This window comes from Streptomyces sp. WAC06614 (assembly GCF_003949795.1).
GTDB lineage: Bacteria > Actinomycetota > Actinomycetes > Streptomycetales > Streptomycetaceae > Streptomyces.
The window spans coordinates 1-21,083 of the sequence record NZ_RPRY01000114.1 but is presented as its reverse complement, the minus strand read 5'-3'; the positions used below and the strand labels follow the sequence as shown (position 1 = coordinate 21,083).

Below are 21,083 nucleotides of genomic sequence, written 5' to 3'. Positions count from 1 at the left end.
TCCTGCGCCGTGCCGCCCCGACCCCGTCGCCCGGCACGCCCGGCGACGGTGCGCCGCGGGGCGGCACGGCGCAGGACCCGGACGACGCCACCGGTGCCCCCGGCGTGCTCGCGTCCGCGCCCCGGTCCGACCGTCCGGGCGAGGAGGACCGGGCGGACCCCCAGGTGCCCGGGGCGCCGGACGGGGACGGCCTCGCCGTGCCCGTGGTCCCCGTCGCCCCCGCCACCCGGCGGGTCCGCAGACCGGCGCCCCTGCGCCTGGCCAAGGCGCTGCACCGGCTCAGCCGCAGCCTGCCCGCCCGCCACCGCAAGGAGCTCGACGAGGAACGCACCGCCCGGTACGGCATCTCCGACAACCTCTGGGTGCCCTACCTGCGGCCGGCCACCGAGAAGGCGTTCGACCTGGTGCTGCTCGTCGACGCGGCACCGACGATGCGGATCTGGCAGCAGCGGGTCGGCGCGATCGCCGTGGAGGCGGCCCGCAGCGGCGCCTTCCGGGACGTGCGCACGGTCCGGCTGGAGTTACCCGTCACCGGCCGCGCCCGGCTCCGCTGGCCCGGAGAGGGGACCGGCGACCCGGCCGAGGTCATCGACGCCCGCGGCTCCCGCGTGCACCTGCTGGTCACCGACGGGCTGGCGCACGGCTGGGCCGGGCCGGCCGCGGACGACCTGCTCGTGCGGCTGGCCCGCAGCGGGCCCACGGCCCTGGTGCACCTGCTGCCCACCTACCTGTGGCACCGGTCCTCCGCCGCGCCGTACCGCGCGGAGCTGGAGGCGGGCGGCTTCGGCGCGCCCAACACCCGGATCGGCCACGGCATGGGGCACGAGGACCCGGCCCGGGAGCTGCTGTGGAGGGCGGACGACAAGCCGCGCGTCCCCGTGCCCGTGCTGAGCCTGAAGCCGGAGTCGTTCACGGTCTGGGCGGAGCTGGTGGCCGGGGAGCTCGGCGTGCGGCGGACGCTGCCGTTCCTGCTCGCCGGGACGCTGGCCGAGGGCCGGCCGACCCCGGGGCTGCGGCCCCCGCGGCACGACGGGCCGGGGTCCGGGACCACCACGGTGGCGCAGGTCGCGCAGGACGCGGTGCGCCGCTTCTTCTCGCTGGCCACGCCGACCGCGCGCCGGCTGGCCACCCATCTGGCCGCCCTGCCCTTCGAGTTCGAGCTGATCGAGGAACTGCGCGACCGGGCGGTGCCCGAGGCCGGTCCCGGGCACGTCGCCGAGGTGCTGATGGGAGGCCTGATCGACTGGGAGGGCCCCGGCGTCGACGGCCGCCCCGACTTCGCCGAGGGGATCCGGGAGGCCCTGCTCGCCACCGGTACCCGCAGCCAGCTCGCCCGGACGGTGAGCCTGTTCGCCGACCTGCCGAGCGCCCGCGGCCGCGGCGTACGGCTGTGGGCCGCGCTCCAGGACCCCGAGCACACCGCCCTGCCGGAGCCGACGGACGCGGACCAGCCGTGGCTGCGCGCCGAACTGGCCGTGCTCAAGGCCCTCTCGGGCCCCTACGCCCGGCGCGCCGACCGGGTCCTCGCCGCCGTCGGCGCCGCCCCGCCCGGTGCGGCCGCGGCCGGGGCCGGCGCCGCGGCCGGGCCGGCCTCCGGACCGGGGCCGTCCGGCGCCGCCCCGGACTCCCGCACCGCGGCGAGCGGCTCCGGCCCGCCCGCCGCACCCGACCTCCCGCACGAGGGCATACGTCCCCAGGAGATCCCCGTCCCCGCGAACGACGACGCATCCCCTGGAGCACATGTGCCGGCCATTACCACCGACCCCGCAGACCCCGCAGTCCGGAAGGCTGATCCGAACATGGACACCAAGTCCCAAACCCTCTTCGTCCGCTCCGGCCAGCCGAGGGTCATGGGGAACGTCCCTCCGAAGAACCCCAACTTCACCGGCCGTGAGAGCCTGCTGGCAGCCGTCGAGTCACAGCTGAGGTCGGACGAGACGGCGGCGGTGCTCCCGCACGCCCTGCACGGCATGGGCGGAGTCGGCAAGTCGCAGCTGGCCATCGAGTACATCTACCGGCACAGCCACGAGTACAACGTGATCTGGTGGATCCCCGCGGAGCGCGAGAGCCTCATCCTCGGTGCGCTGGTCGACCTGGCCCGGGCCCTGAACCTGGAGGTCGGCCCGCAGGCCAACACCGCGGTGCCCGCCGTCCGTGAGGCGCTGCGCACCGGCCGGCCGCACGAGAACTGGCTGCTGGTCTTCGACAACGCCGAGGACATCGAGACCGTCCGCGGCTACTTCCCGACCGGCGGCCCCGGCAAGATCATCGTCACTTCCCGCAACCGGGACTGGGAGCGGGTCGCGGCCCCGCTGACGGTCAACGTCTTCGAGCGCGAGGAGAGCATCGCCCTGCTCCAGCGCCGGGCCCGTGACCTCAGCTACGAGGACGCCGACCGGCTCGCCGAGGCGCTGGGCGACCTGCCGCTCGCGATCGAGCAGGGCGGCGCGTGGCACGCGGCCACCGGCATGCCGGTCAGCGAGTACCTGAACCTCCTCGACCAGCGCCGCCCCGGCATCCTGGAGCTCGACCCCTCGCCGGACTACCCGGTGTCGGTCGCCGCCGCGTGGAACATCTCCCTGGACCAGCTCGCCGACAGCAACCCGGCGGCCCGCCAGCTCCTGGAGATCTGCTCCTGCATGGCTCCGGAGCCGATCCCGCTGAGCATCCTGCGCGGTACCCGCAACGTCGACATCACCCCGGAGCTGGACCCGGTCCTGCGCGACCCGGTGCTGCTGGCCCGCGCCACCCGCGACCTGAGCAAGCTGTCGCTGATCAAGCTGGACCACAAGAACGGCACCCTGCACATCCACCGTCTGATGCAGGCGGTGCTCGCCGCCGGTCTGGACGAGAGCCGGACCGAGGACCTGCGGCGGGCGGCCCACATGCTGCTGGCCACCGCCAAGCCGGGAGCCCCCACCGCGCCCGACCAGTGGCCGGCGTACCAGGCGCTGCTGCCGCACGTCATGGCCAGCGGCGCGGTGCGCACCTCCGACCCGTGGGGCCGCGAACTCGTCCAGTCGATCGTGCTCTACCTCTACTACTGGGGTGCGCACGAGACCGCCGCCGATGTGGCCCGGGAGGCGTGGACGGCGTGGACCGACCAGTCGGGCGAGGAGAACCAGCAGGTGCTGGTGATGGGCAAGCTCCTGGCGTTCCTGCTGCTCCAGACCGGTGACGTCCCGCAGGCGCTGGAGCTGAGCCAGAAGGTGCTGGAGATCTCCCGGCGGGACAGCGTGCCCGAGGAGGACCTGATCGACTCCATGACCCAGATGGCCGGTGCTCTGCGCTACAAGGGCGACTTCTTCGCCGCCCGGGCCCTGGACGAGGAGGCCGACAGCCGGGCCCGTGACCTGTTCGGCCCGGAGGAGCCGCCCACCCTGCTGGCCGCCCACGGCTACGGCGTGACCCTGCGGGCCTGCGGGCAGTTCGTGGCGGCCCGGGAGCTGGACGAGGAGACGGCCCGGCAGTGGGACATCGTCTACGGCGCCACCAACGGCCTGACCCTGAACACGATGAACGGCCTGGCCATCGACATCCGCGAGAGCGGTGACTACCCGGCCGCGCGCGTCATGCAGGAGGAGACGTACCGGATCTACCGGACGGTCTTCGGCGAGGACAACGCCGCCACCATCCGCGCCGCCCGCAACCTGGCGGTGTGCCGGCGCCGCGACGGCGCCCTCGCCGAGGCCTCGGACCTCACCGAGGAGACCCTGGAGCGGTTCACCCTGCGCTACGGCGCCACGTACCCGGACACCCTGGCCGTGGCCGCGAACGCCACCGTCGACCGGCGGCTGCGGGGGGACTTCACTGCCTCGCGCGAGCTGGGCCAGCAGACCCTGGAGCGCTACCGGGCGACGCTGGGCCCGCGGCACGCGTTCACGCTGATCACGATGACCAACCTGGCGGCGACCCTGCGGGCCCTCGGCGAGGTGGCCGAGGCCGAAGCCCTCGACCAGGAGTCGACCGCGACCTTCCGCGAGGTCCTCGGCGAGATGCACCCGTTCACCCTGACCGCCGTCATGGGGCTGGCGAACAACCACTACGCCAAGCTGGACTTCGACGCGGCCCGCGCGGTGGACGAGGAGAACCTGCCGAAGTTCGTGCGCGCCTGCGGCCCCGACCACCCGCTCACCCTGTCCTGCCGGGCGAACCTGGCCCTGGACCTGCGCGGGCTCGGCCGGATCCAGGAGGCCGACGAGCTGAACGCCGACGCGGTGGAGGGCATGACCCGGGTCCTCGGCCCGGACCACCCGTGGCTGATCTCGGCGCGGCTGCACCAGCGCATCGAGTGCGACATCGCGCCGATGCCGCTGTAGGCGACGTACGGCGGCCCTCCGTACGGGCGTACGGAGGGCCGCCGTTCAGCCGTGCCGGCCGGCGCGGTGCCGCCGGGGCCGGCCCGCCGGGGTCAGAGGGCCTCGGCGGACGGTGCGTCGACCGGGGTCCGCGGTGGTGGCGGGGGCGCGCCCTCGGTCCCCGGTCGCTCCGCCCGGGCCCGCAGCCGGCGTACGACGGACAGCAGGGGCTCGGTGAGCACCGTGGTGGCCAGGGCCATCAGGACCAGCGCGGTGTAGAGCCGGCCGCTGAGCAGGCCCGCCTGGAGGCCCACGTTCAGGGCGATCAGCTCGGTCAGGCCGCGGGTGTTGAGCAGGACCCCGACGGTCCGGGCGTCGTGCCGGTCCAGGCCGGACAGCCGGGCCGCGACCGTACCGCTGCCCACCTTGACCAGGACGGCGAGCAGGGTGACGGCGACCATCGCGACCACCGCCGTGGAGTCCAGTGCGCCGATCTCCACGCTCCGCCCGGACACCACGAAGAAGAACGGCAGCAGCAGCATGCCGATGTCGTGCAACGGCCGCACCAGGTCCGGGTCCAGGGTGCCGCCGCGCTCCCGCGGGGTGACCACACCGGCGAGCAGGGCGCCGAAGATGACGTGCAGCCCGAGGGCCTGGGTGACCCAGGCCGAGGCGAAGGCGAAACCGACGAGCACCGCCAGCCGTACCGAGGGGTCGACGCCGGTGCCCCACAGCAGGCGTCGCAGGACGGGTCGGGCGGCGAGCAGCATCACGGCCGCGAACACCAGCACGAGCACGAGGCGGAGTTGCCGGGAGAGCCCGCCGCCGGTGTCGGTCTCCAGCAGCGTGCCGACCAGGACCGTCCAGCCCATCACGTCGATCAGCCCGGCGGCGGCGACGGCCACGGTCCCGGGCACGGTCCCGGCCAGGCCGTTCTCCCGCACTATGGCCGTCAGCACGGGCACGGCGGTGATGGACAGGGCCACGCCGAAGAAGAGCACCGAGGCCACCGACAGGTCCCGGGGCGCGCCCAGCTCCGCCAGCCGGTCGTGGAAGAGCAGCGCGGCCGTGCATCCGGCCGCCATGGGCACGCCGAACGCGGCCAGCGAGACCGCCACCACGGTACGGGCCCGGCCCTTGACCACGCCGAGGTCGAGTTCGTAGCCGACCGCGAACAGGAAGAGGACCAGGGCGATCTGGGAGAGCCCGGTGAGCACCGGTGCCAGGGCCGGGGGGAAGAGCAGCCGGGACAGTTCCGGGGAGACCTCGGCGAGCAGGGTCGGGCCGAGGGCGATCCCGGCGATCAACTGGCCGATGATCGTGGGCTGTCGCCACCGGCGGGAGAGCCAGCCGGCCGTATGGGCGACGATCAGGATGAGCGCGGTTGCCCCGACGAGATGGGTGATCATCGCATCTGTACCCATACGGTCCCCCTCGAGGAGTCCGACGCCGGGGCACACGGCCACGGCGGGTGCACGGCATACCGAAGAGCGCGCACCCGTGTCGAGGGGCACGTTTTCAGCATACTGCCAAGTTGACGGGTCGATATGTGCCACGATCGCGTTCTGTGCGACTGGTTGACGTCGGGGGTGAGGGGCGTATGACGACGGCATTGTTCATCCACGGCACGGGGGTCCGGGAGCCCGGGTTCTCGGAGCTGTACGGGCGGTTTTCGGCCGGGTTGCACGCCGTGGCCCCGGAGGTCCGCCCGGTCCCGTTCTACTGGGGCGGGGAGTTCGGGGCGACGCTCGCGGGCGGCGGCGCGTCCCTGCCGCATCCGGGCGGGCGCAGCCGCGGCGGTCCCGTCGCGTCATCGGCCGCGGCCCCGGCCGCCGACCCCGAGGGTGACGGCGACAGCGAGCTCTGGGCCGACCTCTACCGTGACCCGCTGCTGGAGCTGGCGCTGGTCGCCGCCGACGGCCCGGCCGCCGGCCCGGGCGAGCTGCCGCTCGGCGCACCGCCGCCCGGGGCCCGGCCCCGGGCGCTGCTGGCCGCGCTCGACGGGAAGCTGGCGGAGGTGGCCGAGCGGTTCGGCGTGGCGCACCGGCACCTGGCCGAGGCCGTCGAGGCGCTCTCCCGCAGCCCGTTGCCGGGCCGCGCCGCGGGCGCCCTGTCCGACGACGAGGACCTCGCCCGGCTGCTGGCCCGGGCGCTGGTCGCGGCCGCGCTGTCCGCCGTACTCGCCGAGGACGCCCCGGTGGTCCCCGACGGCGAGGCCCGCGACACGGCCGTGGCCGCGCTGGCCGCCCTCATGGGGGCGCGGCCCGAGGGCTCCGAGCGGGGCCTCGGGGCGCTGCTCGCCCGCCCGGCGCTCCGGCTGGCCACCCGGGCCGCGGTCCGCCGGCGCAGGGCGCTCACCGAGGCCGCCCATCCGGCCGCGGCCGACATCATGCGCTACCTGGCCCGCGGCGAGGCCGTCCGGCGGCGGCTGCGCGAGCGGATCGGGGAACTGCCGGGGCCGGTGGTCGTGGTGGGGCACAGCCTGGGCGGCATCATCGCCCTGGACACCCTGGTCGGCACCGCCCTGCCGGGGGTGGCACTGCTGGTCACGGTCGGCTCGCAGGGGCCGTTCCTCTACGAGAGCGGGGCGCTTCCCGCCCTGGCCCACCCGGAGCCGCTGCCGCCGCACGTGCCCGACTGGCTGAACGTGTACGACCGGCGGGACCTGCTCGGCCATCTCGGGGCCGGGCTGTTCCCGGACCGGGTCACCGATGTCGAGGTCGACAACCGCCAGCCGTTCCCGGCGTCGCACAGTGCCTACTGGACCAACCCGGCCGTGTACCGGGCGATCGCGGCCCGGCTGCCGTGACGGCGACGACCTCGGCCGGACCGGGTGCGGCCAACCTCGGGCCGCCGCCGGACCGGGTGTTCGCGCTGGTCGTGGGCATCGAGCGGTACGCCGCCGGGGACGGCTGGGACCTGCCGGGCCCGGCCGGGGACGCCGTACGGTTCCGCTCCTGGCTGCTGCGGGCCGGCGTGCCGGAGCGGAACATCCTGCTCCATCTCGATCCGCTGGCCGACCCGGGCGTGCCGTACCGGCCCGCCGACCACGCCACGCTGCGGGAGCTGGTGGTGTCGGGGCTGCACGCGCTGCGGGGCGAGGCGCTGTGGGTGTGGTGGGGCGGGCACGGGGTGCTGGACCGGTCGGAGCGGATGCGGCTGTTCTGCGCGGACGCCACCACGGCCGACAAGCGCAATCTCGACCTGGAGTCGATGCGCCGGACCCTGGCCAGCGATGCGCTGCCGGGCTTCGGCCGGCAGATCTGGGTCGTGGACGCCTGTCAGACGTTCGAGGAGGAGTACGGCTTCCGGCACACGCTGCCCGCCGAGACCCTGCCCGAGGGGCGGCGGCTGCCGGACCGCCGGCAGACGCTGCTGCTCGCCGCGACGCGGGGGCAGCGGGCGGCGAACGATCCGCAGCGCGGCACGGGGCTGTTCTCGGACAGTGTGCTGGCGGCCCTTGACACGCCGGACGGTGCAGCCGTCGGGCGTCCGTCGCCCTGGCCCGATCCCGAGGCGCTGTTCGGTGACGTCCAGGAACGGGTGGAACGGCTGCGCGGGGAGTGGCGCAGCGACCAGGTGCCGGCGCTGTGGCTGCACGGCCCCCGGCGGACCGAGCACCCGGCTCCGCAGGAGGCCGCACCGGCCGCACCGGCCGGGGGTGCGAGGCCCGGCGACCGGCCGCGTCCGCCGGTGGAAGGCCTGATCCGCGCCCTGCTCACGTATCCGATGATGACCGATCCCGAGGAACGGCAGTTGCTCGTGGCGGAGTTGGGCGCCCTCACCCGTACCGTGGAACGGATGCCGCGGCACTCCAAGCCGCGCATCGACCTGCTCTCGATCGTCCGGGCCCTCAGCGAGGTGCCCGGGGAGCTGTGGCTGCTCCACGACGTGGTCACGCTGCTGGACGACGACGAACAGCGGGCCGTGGCCCTGGAGGCGGCCGTCCACGCGTGTGCCGGACCGCGACCCGTCGGATGAGGTGCCGACGCCTCCTCAGATGGCTTGATCACATGGGCTTTTCGAGTCAGCCGTCGTTCGTCATCATGGGAGTGACCCCGGCAGCGCCGGCGGCACACCCCGCCCGGGCGGCGGGCACGGGGCACATGAAGGGGGAAGCACGGTGCATGAGCCGGTCATCGCTGACCGTTCCGCCTGCGCGGACGGCGTGGAGCGCGTCGAATCCGATCTGGCGGACCTGACCGGAGTGAGCCTCTCCGCGATGCGCGGCGTTCCCGCACCGCTGCGCAGCCGACGGCTGCTCGCCCTGGCGCGCCGCCCCCGGAGCAACGCCATGGGCGGCGGCAATCCGACCGGTGGGACCGGGGCACGGGCCGAGTAGATGGGGGCGCAGGAGTACGACGCGCGGTTAAGCATGCCCGCCGCCTGGTTCGACGAGCTCGCTGCGGGCGGGGGCTCGGCCGAGGCGGTCGGGTTCCTGGTCCGGGCCGAACGCACCCGGCGTCTGATGCTGCTCGGTGAGCTGCTCGACCGGCTGGACGAACTCCCCGACGCGCTGGGCGGGCTGGGCCCGGCCGGCGCCGCCTGGGAGCTGTTCGCGGAGGCGGCCGAGGTGGCACCGCAGGCCTGCGAGGCGCTGTTGATGAGCCCTCAGGTGGGCTGCTGGTCGGCGCACCTGGTGCGCCGGCTCTTCGGCACGGCGGACGGCCCGCCGCTGTGGGCGGACGCCGGTCACCTGTGCGCGATCGCGCTCACCGCCCGGATCCGCGCCGGGCTGGACGCGGAGTTGGAGGTGCCGCTGCGGGACGGCGGCCTGTCCCTGCCCACCCTGGGGCTGGCCCGGATCGGCGGCCTCCAGGGCTTCGGCACGGCCCGGGCCCGGCTGCGCGGGCGGGACCTGCACCTGAGCGTGGGCAGCCGGACGGTCCTGGTCCGTCCGCTGGACGGGGCGTGGCGCAGCCACTGGACCCCGTCGCGCACCTTCGCCGGGACGTCGACCTGGCTGGACGACCTCGACCCGTACCGCGACCTGGACGAGCCGGTCGCCCCGCAGCCGCTGGCCGGGGCGGAGGCGGAGCGGTGGCAGCGGCTGTTCGCCGAGGCCGCCGCGGTCCTGGAGCGGCCGGGGTCCGCCGAGCCGGGCCGGCTGCGGGTGGCCGAGGTCCGGCGGATCGTCCCGGCGGACCTGGCGGAGCCGGGCACGGGCACGGGCGCGGGTACGGGCGCGGGCCCGGGGTCGCGGGGGTCGGCCGGGCCGGTGGCCGCCGGGGCCGCGGCCGACCCCCGCGACAGCAAGCTCGGGGCGCTGCTCCATCTCTTCCCGCTGCTCCAGGACGACGGCGCAGAGATCCACTACGCGCCCTGGCGGCCGGGGCGGTGCCGGGGGCCGCGGGTACGGCTCATGGGGACGTGCTGGTGAGCGCGACCACCTCGGACGCCTTCGGGTCGATGGTCGTCTCCCGGCCGCCCGATGCGCTGGCACTGGCCGAGGCGATGGTGCACGAGTTCCAGCACAGCAAGCTCGGGGCGCTGCTCCATCTCTTCCCGCTGCTCCAGGACGACGGCGCAGAGATCCACTACGCGCCCTGGCGGCCGGACCCGCGCCACACCACCGGGCTGCTGCACGGGGCCTATGCGTTCACGGGGGTCACGGGCTTCTGGCGGGACCGGTTGGCGGAGGCCGAGGCCGGGGGCGGGGCGGACCCGGGGACCGGCGCCGACTCCGGGGCCGATGCCGCGTCGGCGGGGTTCCATTTCGCGCTGCGCCGTCTGCAGACCCGGCTGGTCGTCCGCACCCTGCTGACCCGGGGCGAGCTCACCCCGGTCGGCACCCGGCTGCTGCACGGCCTGGCGGCCACGCTGGACGGTTGGCTGCGGGAGCCGGTGGCCCCGGCGACGGCGGCCCGGGCCCGCGCCGCCGCGGTCAGCCACCAGGTGGAGTGGCGCCTGCGGAACCTGCGCTGCGACGAGCCCGAACGGGCTGCGCTGCTCGCGGCGTACCGGGCCGGCGACGCGGCCCCGCCGGCCGGGGCGCACCGGCCGGTCCTGGCCGGGAAGCCGGGGCCGTGGAGCGATCCGCGGGCCCGCCTCTACCGCGATCCGCCGCGGACACCGGCCGGTGCCGACGCCCAGCTCGTCGCCGGGGACCCGGGCACGGCCCGCGCCCTGTACGCCGAGACCCTGCGCCGCTCCCCCGCGGACGCGCACGCGCTGAGCGGCTGGCTGCTGGCGCAGGCCGCGCTGGACCCGGCCCACCGGCGGCTGCTGCGCCGCCCGGAGCGCCTGGCGGCGCTGGCGCCGGGCACCCCCGAGGAACTGCGCGAGGCCGCCGCCTGGCTGGCGGTGCCGTAGGCCGGACCGGGGAGCGGCGTCAGCCGGAGCCGGTACCGGAGCCTGCGCCGGAGCCCGTACCGGTGCCTGCGCCGGTGCCGGTGCCTGCGCCCGTACCGGTGCCTGCGCCGGCGCCGGTGCCGGTGTGCAGGACGCGGAATCGGTCGGGGGCGACCGGGTCACGGTCGGCGACCTGGACGGGTGGCCAGGCCCACTGCCAGACGCCGGTGCCGGGGGTGCGGGAGAACCGGACCGTCCCCCGGGTGCCCTCGACCGTGACCCGCGGCCAGGCCTCGGCGACGGCGGCCCGGTCCGTACCGTGCGTGCGGAACACCTCGGCGAGGACGCTGACGGTGTCGTAGCCCTCGAAGGCGACGAAGGAGGGTGCACCGCCCAGTTGTTCGCGCAGATCCGCCGCGACCCGGGTGCCGAGGGGGCCGAGGCGCTCGGGCAGGTAGCGCAGGAACGGTACGCCGGCACCGTCGGCGCCCAGCAGCTCCGCCCAGACGGCGAACTCCGGCTGCCCGGCCGGAGCCCCGACCAGGATCCCGCCGAGGCGCGGGGCACGGCGTACGGCCCGGACGATCGGCACGGCCGGCTCCGGGTGGCCGACCAGCAGGAGCAGGGCCGTCGTGCGCCGGGAGACGAGCTCCTCGCACAGGGCCCCGGGGGTCAGCGCGCGGGCGTCGAGCACGTCGAGGGTGGCGCCGTGGGCCGCGAGGCGCTCGCGCAGGATGCGGGTGCCGGACTCCCAGTACACGCTGGGCTCGGCCGCCACCACGATCCGGCGATGGCCCGCGCCGAGGAGGAAGTCCGCGTAGAGGCGCCAGCCGTGGGACTGCGCGGGGGCGAGACGCGCGACCCACGGGCTGGGGTGCTCGGTGAGCGCGTCGAGCACGGCCGACGCGCACAGGAACGGCAGCCCGAGGCCGTCGGCACGGCCGGCGGCGGCGCGGGCGACCACGCTGTGGTACTCCCCCGCCAGGGCGGCCACGCCGAGGCGGTCCAGTTCGTCGACGGCGGCCACGGCCCGCTGCGGGTCGGCCGCGGTGTCGCGGACGAGCAGGTCGAGCGGGGTCCCGCCGATCCCGCCGGACTCGTTGACGTCGCGGACGGCCCGTTCGAGTCCGGCGAGGAGGTGCCGGCCGGCCTCGGCCCAGCCGGGCCGGGTGAGGGGAACGAGCGCGCCGATCCGGAGGGTTGATGCCTGGGTGACCATGCGGCCCATTGCATGCACCACGGCCGCGGCCGGGCAACCGATTTACGGAACGACCCCTACCCATCACCTGTGACATGTGAAATATTACCTGCGCTTCGGCCGGACTCCCAGAAAGGCAGCCACCTTGCGCAGTCTCGTCGCGGCAGCGGCGGCGATATCCCTCGCCCTGCTCGCCGCCAGGCCCTCGAAGGGGTCGCGGCCGGCGGGTCCGGCGGGGTCGCCGGGCTGCGGGCCGAGTCCGACGGGACCCTGCCCCGGACCGCCCAGGTCGGCAAGCGGTACGTCGAACTCGCCCAGGAGCGCAAGGACAAGGTCTTCGTGATCCTCGCCGAGTTCGGCGACCAGGTGGACACCACCACCGAGTTCGAGGGCAAGCCGCGCTTCGGCGGTACGCCCGGCCCCCGGCACAACAGCATCACCCGGCCCGCGCCCACCGACAACCACACGCTGTGGCGCAAGGACTTCGACCAGGCGTACTACCAGAAGCAGTTCTTCTCCGCCGAACCTGGCGCGACCAGCCTGCGGAACTACTACCGGCTGCAGTCCTCCGGCCGCTACGACATGGACGGCCAGGTCAGCGACTGGGTGCGGCTGCCGTGGAACGAGGCCCGCTACGGCACCGACAACTGCTCCGAATCCGGCCAGTGCCGCACCAACTGGGACCTGGTCCGCGACGCCACCAACGCCTGGTACCACTCCGAGCGCGCCAAGGGCCGCACCCCCGAGCAGATCAAGGCCCAGCTCGCCGAGTACGACGTGTGGGACCGCTACGACGCCGACCACGACGGCAACTTCGACGAGCCGGACGGCTACCTCGACCACCTCGTCATCGTCCACGCCGGCAAGGACCAGACCTGGGGCGGCGGCGACCAGGGCAAGGACGCCGTGTGGGCGCACCGCTGGTTCGCGTACTGGGACCGGGCCGGCAGCGCCGGACCGGAGGGCAACAAGGCGGGCGGCACGCCCGTCGGGGACTCCGGGATCTGGGCGGGCGACTACCTGACCGGCGGCGAGAACAGCGGGGTCGGGCTGTTCGCCCACGAGTTCGGCCACGACCTGGGCCTGCCGGACCTGTACAGCTCGGACGGCGACAACAGCGTCAACTTCTGGTCGCTGATGTCCTCCGGCTCCTACCTCGCCAAGGGCCGCAACACCACCGGTGACTACCCGGGCGACCTGGACCCGTGGAGCAAGCTCCAGCTCGGCTGGCTGGAGTACACCGAGGCCGACGCGGGCCGCCGGACCCGGGCGGTGCTCGGGGTCTCCGGCTACAACACCGAGGATCCGCAGGCACTGCTGGTGCACCTGCCGCCCTCGGTCACCCGCACCGACCTGACCGACCCGTACGAGGGCGGCAGCCAGTGGTGGAGCGGCACCGGCGACTTCATGGACAACACCCTCGGCCGTACGGTCGACCTCACCGGGACCCCGGCCGGCACCCCGGCCCGGCTCGACGCCCGGGTCTGGTACGACATCGAGCAGGACTTCGACTTCCTGACGGTCGAGGCCTCCACCGACGGCGGCGCGAGCTGGAAGGCCCTGCCGGGCACGGTGAACGACGCCCCCGTCCCCGCCAAGGGGATCTCGGGCAGCTCCGGCGGCTGGGCCCGGCTGGCCGTCCCGCTCGACGCCTTCGCGGGGCGCAGTGTGCAGCTGCGGCTGCGGGTGACCTCCGACAGCAACACCCACGGCAAGGGCGTCACCTTCGACGACCTCCGGATCACCGCCGGTGACCGCGAGCTGCTGCGGGACGGGGCCGAGCAGGGCGCGGGCGGCTGGACGGCCGTGAAGTGGTCCCGGACCGAGGGCCGTACCGGCACCGCCTCGCACCCGCGGGCCTACCTGGTGGAGAACCGCCGCTACACCGGCTACGGCAGCTACCTGAAGACGGGCCCGTACAACTTCGGGTTCGGCAACGACACGGTGGAGTTCTTCCCGTACCAGCAGGGTGTGCTGATCTGGCTGTGGGACACCGCCTACAGCGACAACACCACCAAGGCGCACCCGGGCGGCGGTCTGCTGCTGCCGGTGGACGCCCGCCCGGAGCCCCTGCGGTTCACCGACGGCAGCCTGGTGGGGGCCCGCGCGCAGACCTTCGACGCGCCCTTCTCGCTGCGGCCGACCGACGACCTCGTGCTGCACAAGGCGGGGGTCCCGGTGCTGGTCCCGTCCCGGCCGGGGGTGCCGGTCTTCGACGACCGGCGCGGCTCGTACTGGAACGCCGACCTGCCCCAGCTCGGGGTGAAGGTGCCCGACACCGGCACCCGGATCTCGGTGGTGAAGGAGGCCTCGGGCGGCGCCCTGACGACCGTGCAGGTCAGCCCGTCCTCCTGACGGCCCGGCCCCCTTGAGGGTCCGGTGCTCCTGACGGCCCGGCCCCCTTGAGGGTCCGTCCTTGCGGCGGTCCCGCGGCGGTCCGGCCCCTTCGTCCGAGGGGGCCGGACCGCCGCGTCGTCATGCGCCGAAGCCGCCGGCCAGCTCGGCCCGTACGGTCCGGGCGGCCGCGACCATGTGCTCCAGCGCGGTCCGGGTCTCCGGCCAGCCGCGGGTCTTCAGGCCGCAGTCGGGGTTCACCCACAGCCGCTCGGGCGGGATGGCCGCGAGGCCCGTGCGCAGCAGGTCGGCGGCTTCCTCCGGGTCGGGTACGCGCGGCGAGTGGATGTCGTACACGCCGGGGCCGACCTCGCGCGGGTAGCCGGCACCGGCCAGTTCACCGGCGACCTGCATGTGGGAGCGGGCCGCTTCCAGGCTGATCACGTCGGCGTCGAGGTCGTCGATGGCGGGGAGGACGTCGCCGAACTCCGCGTAGCACATGTGCGTGTGGATCTGGGTGTCCGGCCGCACCCCGGCGGTGGTGAGCCGGAAGGCCTCGGTCGCCCAGGCGAGGTAGCCGGCGTGGTCGGCCGAGCGCAGCGGCAGGGTCTCGCGCAGGGCCGGCTCGTCCACCTGGATCACGGCCGTGCCGGCCGCCTCCAGGTCGGCGACCTCGTCCCGCAGGGCGAGGGCGACCTGCCGGGCCGTCTCCGCGAGCGGCTGGTCGTCGCGGACGAAGGACCAGGCGAGCATGGTGACGGGCCCGGTCAGCATGCCCTTGACCGGCCGGCTCGTCAGGCTCTGCGCGTACGAGGTCCAGCGCACGGTCATGGGTCCGGGGCGGGAGATGTCGCCGGCCAGGATCGGCGGGCGCACGTAACGGGTGCCGTACGACTGGACCCAGCCGTGCCGGGTGGCCAGGTAGCCGGTGAGCTGCTCGGCGAAGTACTGGACCATGTCGTTGCGTTCGGGTTCGCCGTGGACGAGGACGTCGAGGCCGGTCTTCTCCTGGAAGGCGATCACCTCGCGGATCTCGGCGGCGATCCGCTCCTCGTAGGCGCCGGTGTCGGTGCGGCCGGCCCGCAGGTCGGCGCGGGCGGTGCGCAGGTCGCCGGTCTGCGGGAAGGAGCCGATGGTGGTCGTCGGCAGCAACGGCAGGCCCAGGCGTGCCCGTTGGGCCTCGGCGCGGTCCGGGTACGGCAGGGCGCGGCGGGTGTCGGCGGGGGTGACGGCGGCGGCGCGGGCGCGGACGGCCGGGTCGTGGGTGAGGGCGGAGCCGGCCCGGGTGGCCAGGGCCGCGCGGTTGGCGGCCAGTTCGGCGGCGATGGTGTCGGTGCCCCGGGCCAGGCCGCGGGCCAGGACGGCGATCTCGGTGGTCTTCTGCCGGGCGAAGGACAGCCAGCGGGCGACCTGCGGGTCGAGGTCGCGTTCGGCGGCCACGTCCAGCGGGACGTGCAGCAGGGAGCAGGAGGAGGAGACGTCGACCCGGTCGGCCAGACCCAGCAGGGTGCCGAGGGTGGTCAGGGACTGCTGGAGGTCGTTGACCCAGACGTTGCGGCCGTCGACCACTCCGGCGACCAGCCGCTTGCCGGGCAGGCCGCCGGCCGCGGCCAGGTCGCCGAGGTTGGCGGCGGCGCGGCCGGTGAAGTCCAGGGCGAGGCCCTCGACGGGGGCGGCGGCGAGCACGGGCAGGGCCTCGCCGAGCCGGTCGAAGTAGGAGGCGACGAGCAGCCGGGGCCGGCCCGGGTGGGCGCCGAGCTCGCGGTAGGCGCGGGCGGCGGCGTTCAGTTCGGCGGGGGTGCGGTCCTGGACCAGGGCGGGTTCGTCGAGCTGGACCCACTCGGCGCCGGCGGCGTGCAGGGCGGTGAGGATCTCGGCGTAGACGGGCAGCAGCCGGTCGAGCAGGGTGAGGGGGGCGAAGCCGGCCGGAACGCCGGGGGCGGGCTTGGCGAGCAGCAGGTAGGTGACCGGGCCGAGGAGGACCGGGCGGGCGGTCAGGCCGAGGGCGCGGGCCTCGGCCAGTTCGGCGAGCTGGCGGGCGGGGTCGGCGCTGAACCGGGTGTCGGGGCCGAGTTCGGGGACCAGGTAGTGGTAGTTGGTGTCGAACCACTTGGTCATCTCCAGCGGGGCGACGTCCTGGGTGCCGCGGGCCATGGCGAAGTAGCCGTCGAGGGGGTCGGCGGCGACGGCGGCCCGGTGCCGCGGGGGTACGGCCCCGAGCATGACGCTGGTGTCCAGGACGTGGTCGTAGTACGAGAAGTGGCCGGTCGGGACCTCGGTGAGGCCGGCCCCGGCGAGCTGGAGCCAGGCGGTGCGGCGCAGTTCGGCGGCGGTGGCGTGCAGCGTGGCGGCGTCGGTCCGGCCCTTCCAGTAGCCCTCGATCGCCTTCTTGAGCTCCCGGTCGGCGCCCTGCCGGGGGTAGCCGTGCACGGTGGCGGTGACGGTCACGTGACTCTCCTTCGCGAGTGTGTCCGGTGGCATGGCCCGGTGGGGCACGCGGACGCGAAGGGACGCGGGATGACGGCGGGCACGCCAGGGGTGCCCGCTCCTCACACGCCGACCCGCCCACGAGGTCACCGGGAACTTCCGCGTACGGGCGTGCCGTGCGCGGGCAACGGGCAGGTCTTCGGACTCGCGGGCACGTCCGTCGCCACCCCCCGTCGTCGTACGACAGGGGGTGCGGACACCTACTGGCCGTCGCTTCCCAGGCCCGGCCGGGCCCAGTGCGTATGACGGCGTTCGTTCCCGCTCACCGCTGCGGGGCAGTCCCGGATTCCCACCGGGTTCCCTCTTGCGACGCGCCTGCCTGGCGGGCAGGGCGAACCAGCTGCGGGACCCACCCTACGGCAGCGGGTGCCGGTGCGGGGGCTCCAACGGTGAGCTGGTGACCGGGAGTTCCTTCAGGGCGTGCGAGCGGAACGTGGTCTGCCAAGGGAGTTCGGCCGCCGGTACGGCCAGGGCCAGGCCGGGCAGCCGGGTGAACAGCACCTCGAAGGCGACGGCGAGTTCCAGCCGGGCGAGCGGGGCGCCCAGGCAGTAGTGCACGCCGTGGCCGAGGGCCAGGTGGCCGAGGTCCTCGCGGGTGGGGTCGAAGCGGTCGGGGTCCGGGTAGCGGGCGGCGTCGCGGTGTGCGGAGGACAGGCCCAGCAACACGGTCTCCCCGGCCGGGACGGTGACCCCGCCGATCTCCACGGGCTCGGTGGGGAAGCGGCGGATCGCGGTCTGGTTGGGGTGGACGTGGCGCAGCAGCTCCTCGATCACGCCGGGCAGCAGGGCGGGGTCACGGCGGACGGCGGCGAGCCGGTCGGGGTGCTGGAGCAGCGTGAGCACACCGCCGCTGATGACGGCTCCGGTGTTCTCGCTGCCGGCGAGCAGGATCAGGAAGGCGAGGGAGACCAGTTCGTCCTCGCTGAGCCGGTCGTCCTCGTCGCGGGCGGCGATCAGGGCGGACAGCAGGTCCGCGCCGGGGGCCGCACGGCGTACGGCGACCAGGTCGACGAGCAGCGCGTGCAGGCCCGTGACGGCCTCCACGACGTCCTGCGGCCGGCGCGGGGCCAGCATCCCGCCGGCCAGGGCGGCGAACCGGACCCGGTCGGCCTCGGGCACGGCGAACAGGTCGCCGATCACGGTGAGCGGCAGGACGGCGGCGAAGCCGGCGACCAGGTCGGCGCGGCCCTCGGCGGCGATCCGCCCGGCCAGCCGGTCGGCGAGCTCCGTCGCCGCCCGCTCGATGCGCGGGCGGAGTCCGGCGACGTGGCGCGGGGTGAAGGCCTGGGAGACCAGGCGGCGCAGGCGCAGGTGGTCGGCGCCGTCGAGGTTGAGCAGGTTGGCGTCGAGGGCGGGCGGAAGGGAGAAGCCGCGGTACCCGGCGGCGGCGTGACGCTTGTCCACGGACAGGCGCGGGTCGGCCAGGCCCGCACGGACGTCGGCCTCCCGGGTGACCAGCCAGGCCTGCGAGCCGTCGGGCAACTGCACCTGGTGCACCGGTGCTTGTGCGCGCAGTGTGGTGAACACCCCGTGCGGGTCCGCCCGGTAGGCGTCGCCGAAGGGCTGGGGCAGGCCGGGGAGGGTGGTGTGCGTGGTCATGTGGTCATCCTCGCAGGCGCGTTCACGCCGAGGGCGGCGGAGCCGCTCGCGCACGGGCCGCCGCTCCCGCACGGCCCCGGGGCAGGGCGCGGCCGCTGTGACGACGGACACAGGGGGCTGCCGGAACCGGAATGTCCGTGTATTCATCGAACTCAAGGACGAACCCAAGATCCCGGCCGACCGAGGATCCCGGCGAGGGGGTGGCCCATGTCCACGACGGTCCGCAGGCGGGTCCTGCGCCTGTCGGTGCTGCTCGCCGTCGGTGCCGTGCTGCTGCTGGCCGGTGCGGCGTACCTGTGGCACCTGCGCGCCATCGCCGGGTACGTGGCGGACGGGGACACCGGTACCGGGACGTACGTCCAGGACCCGCGGCTCGCGGACCGGGCGGCGGAGCAGGTGCTGGGGGGCTCCGGGCGCGCCGTCCCGGACCCGCCGCCCCCGGCCGACCCGGCTGCCCCGTCGTCCCCGGCGCCGTACGGGAGTCCGGTCCCGTACGGGAGCCCGGCGCCGCGGCAGGCGCCGTCCGGTGGGGAGGAGCGGCACGCCGGAGGGGTCACCGGGAGCGAGCCGGCCCTCGGGGCCCTGTTCTCCCCCGGCGAGGACGGGGACCCCGACCACCACTGCTCGGCCAGTGTGGTCCGCTCCCCCGGCGGCAGCATGATCGCCACCGCCGCGCACTGCGTGTACACCTGGGGCTTCAGGACCAACCTGGCGTTCGTCCCGGGGTACCGCGACGGTACGGCGCCGTACGGCGTGTGGGTGCCCACGCGGATCGACGTCGACCCGCGCTGGAGCGAGGGCAGCGATCCCGACCACGACGTGGCCTTCGTCCAGCTGCGCCGCCCGGGGCACCCCGGGGCCCGGCTGGAGGACCTGACCGGCGCGGCGCCCGTGGCGTTCGGCACGCCGCTGCCCGCCCGGGCCCGGCTGATGGGCTACCCCAACACCGAGGAGACCCCGCTGACCTGCGACGGCAGCGCACGGGCGGCCGGTCGCACGCAGGTGCGCTTCGACTGCACCGGTTTCCCCGACGGCACCAGCGGCGGCCCGCTGCTGACCGCCGCCGGGGAGCTGATCGGGGTGATCGGCGGCCGGGACGGCGGCGGGGACGACCTCACCTCGTACAGCAGCCGGTTTGGCGCGGACGTCAAGGCGCTCTACGACCGGGCCGCCGGCGCGGCGGGCCCGGCGTCGTGACGGCCGCGCAGGCCCGTGGGCTCAGCGGACCAGCGGGTAGTCGGAGGTCTCGGGGGCGGCCGGGAGCCGCCACTTGGACAGCACCCGCAGCATCACGGCCGGTGCGAGGAGGGTGCCCGGGGGCTCCGTGAGCGAGAGGACCCCGAAGAACCGCCCGGAGACGGCCGGATCGGTGTTGGCGGCCACCATCACCCGGGACATGTACCGCTGGAGCACCCGGGTCATCCGGTCCGGCGCCGGCCCCTCGGTCTCCGGGTAGCGCAGGTCCTCGCTGGTCGCGATCTGCCAGGCGACGGCCGCGGCCGCGGCCGTCCGGCGCTGGATCCGCCGGCTCGCGGCCGGGACCTCCCGCGGCTCCAGGGAGGCCAGCACCTCGCGCAGGGCCTGCGCCGCGAGGGCGGCCACCGTCATCCCGTGCCCGTAGACGGGGTTGAACCGGCAGGCGGCATCGCCCAGGACGACGAACCCGTGCGGCCAGTCCGCCAGCCGCTCGTAGTGGCGCCACTCGTTGGCGGTGTGCCGGAAGCCGGTGGGCGCGGTCAGCGGCTCGGCCTCGCGGACGGCGTCGTAGAGGGCCGGGCTGCGCAGGCTGCGGGCGTAGCCGAGGAACTCCTCGGCCCGCGTGGGCGGGGCGTGCCGGCCGTTGCCGACGAGGGTGACCAGCCAGCGCCCGCCGTCCTGCGGGGCGAGCACGGCGCCGCGGGGCAGGTCGGGCCGGCCCTGGACGTACATGGCCTCCCAGGCCCGCCCGTCGTGCGGCGGGGCCCGGAAGTACCGGCTGGAATAGGCCAGATGGGAGTCGTACCGGGTGACGGCCGGGGCGGGCCAGCCGGCCTCGGCGAGCCAGACCGGCGCCTTGGAGGTGCGCCCGGTGGCGTCCACGACCAGCGCCGCGTCGATCCGCCCGTCGCCGCGGCCGGCGCGGCCCGAGCGGCCGGACCGGCCGGACCGGCCCGCCGCGGGCCCCTTCGTGGGCGTGCGCCCGTCGGCGGCCGGGCCCGGGGGCTCGGCCGACGTGCGCTCGCGTACGCGTACGCCGATCACGGCCCGGTGCGCGGTGTCCGGCACCAGCGCGGTCGCCTCGCAGCCGGGGCGGAAGGTGATCCGCGGGTCCGCCAGCACCGCACGGCGCACGCTCCAGTCGAGCAGTTCCCGGCCGGCCACCAGGATCTGGGCGCCGGGCACCTTGCCGAACCAGTCGGCCGGGCTCAGCCACAGCAGGTCGCCGGGGCTCTCCAGGAGCCGGCCGCCGCGCGCCAGCACCTCGCCGGTGACGCCGGGCAGCAGCTCGTCGAGCAGCCGTACCCCGCGCGACCACAGCACGTGCACGTGCCGCGACTGCGGCACCCCGGGCCGGAACGCCGGCCCGTCCTCGGCCGGGACGTCCCGTTCCACCAGGGTCACCCGCTCGAACCGCTCGGCCAGGACCCGCGCCGCCAACAGCCCGGCGATCCCCGCGCCGAGCACCACCACGTGATCGTCCATGGGCCGAGTCTCGCGAGCGGCGACGCGCCCGGTCATGTCCCCACGCCGGGAGCCGGGGAAGCACCACGGGGCGCCCGGGCGCGCACCAGGGGCTCACAGCGGCCCGCACGGCCCGCTTGTTACCATCGGTAACCATACCGTCGGAGGAACCGACCGCGACAGGCCAGTAGAGTGCGGACCCGACCGTCCCGCCC

13 protein-coding genes and 1 riboswitch are annotated in these 21,083 nt (G+C 75.4%); of the genes, 8 read left to right on the top strand and 5 right to left on the bottom strand.

The features are described 5' to 3' along the window. The coding region (gene fxsT, locus EF918_RS17410) for an FxSxx-COOH system tetratricopeptide repeat protein (protein WP_260610303.1) at positions 1-4,319 on the top strand (4,319 nt) is incomplete at its 5' end. A gap of 92 nt (positions 4,320-4,411) precedes the next feature. Here the strand turns inward: fxsT and EF918_RS17405 are convergent. After that, positions 4,412-5,722, bottom strand: a complete 1,311-nt coding sequence (locus tag EF918_RS17405) for a cation:proton antiporter (protein ID WP_125646711.1) — start codon at positions 5,720-5,722, stop codon at positions 4,412-4,414. A gap of 176 nt (positions 5,723-5,898) precedes the next feature. On the opposite strand from EF918_RS17405, the gene EF918_RS17400 reads away from it, so the two are divergent. The 5 genes from EF918_RS17400 to EF918_RS17380 all read left to right on the top strand — a co-directional run bounded on the left by EF918_RS17400 (position 5,899) and on the right by EF918_RS17380 (position 10,610). Further along, entirely contained in the window at positions 5,899-7,107 is a 1,209-nt protein-coding gene (locus EF918_RS17400) for an alpha/beta fold hydrolase (RefSeq protein WP_125646708.1), read from the top strand. Then, positions 7,104-8,279 carry a caspase family protein gene (locus EF918_RS17395; protein WP_125646704.1) on the top strand — a complete coding sequence of 392 codons (1,176 nt, stop codon included), beginning with the start codon at positions 7,104-7,106 and terminating at the stop codon, positions 8,277-8,279. The genes EF918_RS17400 and EF918_RS17395 overlap by 4 nt, the downstream gene beginning before the upstream one ends. 142 nt (positions 8,280-8,421) lie before the next feature. Then, complete coding sequence (locus EF918_RS17390) at positions 8,422-8,640, top strand: aldo/keto reductase (RefSeq protein ID WP_125646701.1); 219 nt, start codon at positions 8,422-8,424, stop codon at positions 8,638-8,640. Beyond that, positions 8,641-9,678 carry an HEXXH motif-containing putative peptide modification protein gene (locus EF918_RS17385; RefSeq protein WP_125646698.1) on the top strand — a complete coding sequence of 346 codons (1,038 nt, stop codon included), beginning with the start codon at positions 8,641-8,643 and terminating at the stop codon, positions 9,676-9,678. Beyond that, on the top strand, positions 9,675-10,610 hold the full coding sequence (locus EF918_RS17380) for an HEXXH motif-containing putative peptide modification protein (protein WP_260610302.1): 936 nt from the start codon (positions 9,675-9,677) through the stop codon (positions 10,608-10,610). Before EF918_RS17385 ends, EF918_RS17380 begins: the two co-directional genes overlap by 4 nt. Positions 10,611-10,629: 19 nt before the next feature. Here the strand turns inward: EF918_RS17380 and EF918_RS17375 are convergent, their stop codons facing one another. Then, the gene (locus tag EF918_RS17375) at positions 10,630-11,808 is read right to left on the bottom strand and encodes an ABC transporter substrate-binding protein (protein ID WP_260610301.1); all 1,179 of its coding nucleotides are present in this window, start codon (positions 11,806-11,808) and stop codon (positions 10,630-10,632) included. A 69-nt stretch (positions 11,809-11,877) separates the two neighbouring features. Between EF918_RS17375 and EF918_RS17370 the strand changes: the two genes are divergently transcribed. Further along, a complete protein-coding gene (locus EF918_RS17370; RefSeq protein WP_260610300.1) occupies positions 11,878-14,142 on the top strand; it encodes an immune inhibitor A in 2,265 nt (754 codons plus the stop codon). Between the two features lie 120 nt (positions 14,143-14,262). On the opposite strand, the gene metE is transcribed toward EF918_RS17370, so the two are convergent. Both metE and EF918_RS17360 read right to left on the bottom strand, forming a co-directional pair. Then, entirely contained in the window at positions 14,263-16,569 is a 2,307-nt protein-coding gene (gene metE / locus EF918_RS17365; protein WP_260610299.1) for a 5-methyltetrahydropteroyltriglutamate--homocysteine S-methyltransferase, read from the bottom strand. Between the two features lie 172 nt (positions 16,570-16,741). Continuing rightward, positions 16,742-16,914: riboswitch (cobalamin riboswitch) on the bottom strand. A 48-nt stretch (positions 16,915-16,962) separates the two neighbouring features. After that, positions 16,963-18,207: a cytochrome P450 gene (locus EF918_RS17360; protein WP_125646686.1), complete on the bottom strand. Its 1,245-nt coding sequence runs from the start codon at positions 18,205-18,207 to the stop codon at positions 16,963-16,965. 207 nt (positions 18,208-18,414) lie between these two features. Here EF918_RS17360 and EF918_RS17355 point away from each other — a divergent pair, with 207 nt between their 5' ends. Then, positions 18,415-19,404, top strand: a complete 990-nt coding sequence (locus EF918_RS17355) for a serine protease (protein ID WP_260610298.1) — start codon at positions 18,415-18,417, stop codon at positions 19,402-19,404. 21 nt (positions 19,405-19,425) lie between these two features. Here the strand turns inward: EF918_RS17355 and EF918_RS37025 are convergent, their stop codons facing one another. Next, positions 19,426-20,889 (bottom strand): NAD(P)/FAD-dependent oxidoreductase, encoded by a 1,464-nt coding sequence (locus EF918_RS37025; RefSeq protein ID WP_185921789.1) that lies wholly within the window; start codon positions 20,887-20,889, stop codon positions 19,426-19,428. Positions 20,890-21,083 lie beyond the last annotated feature (194 nt).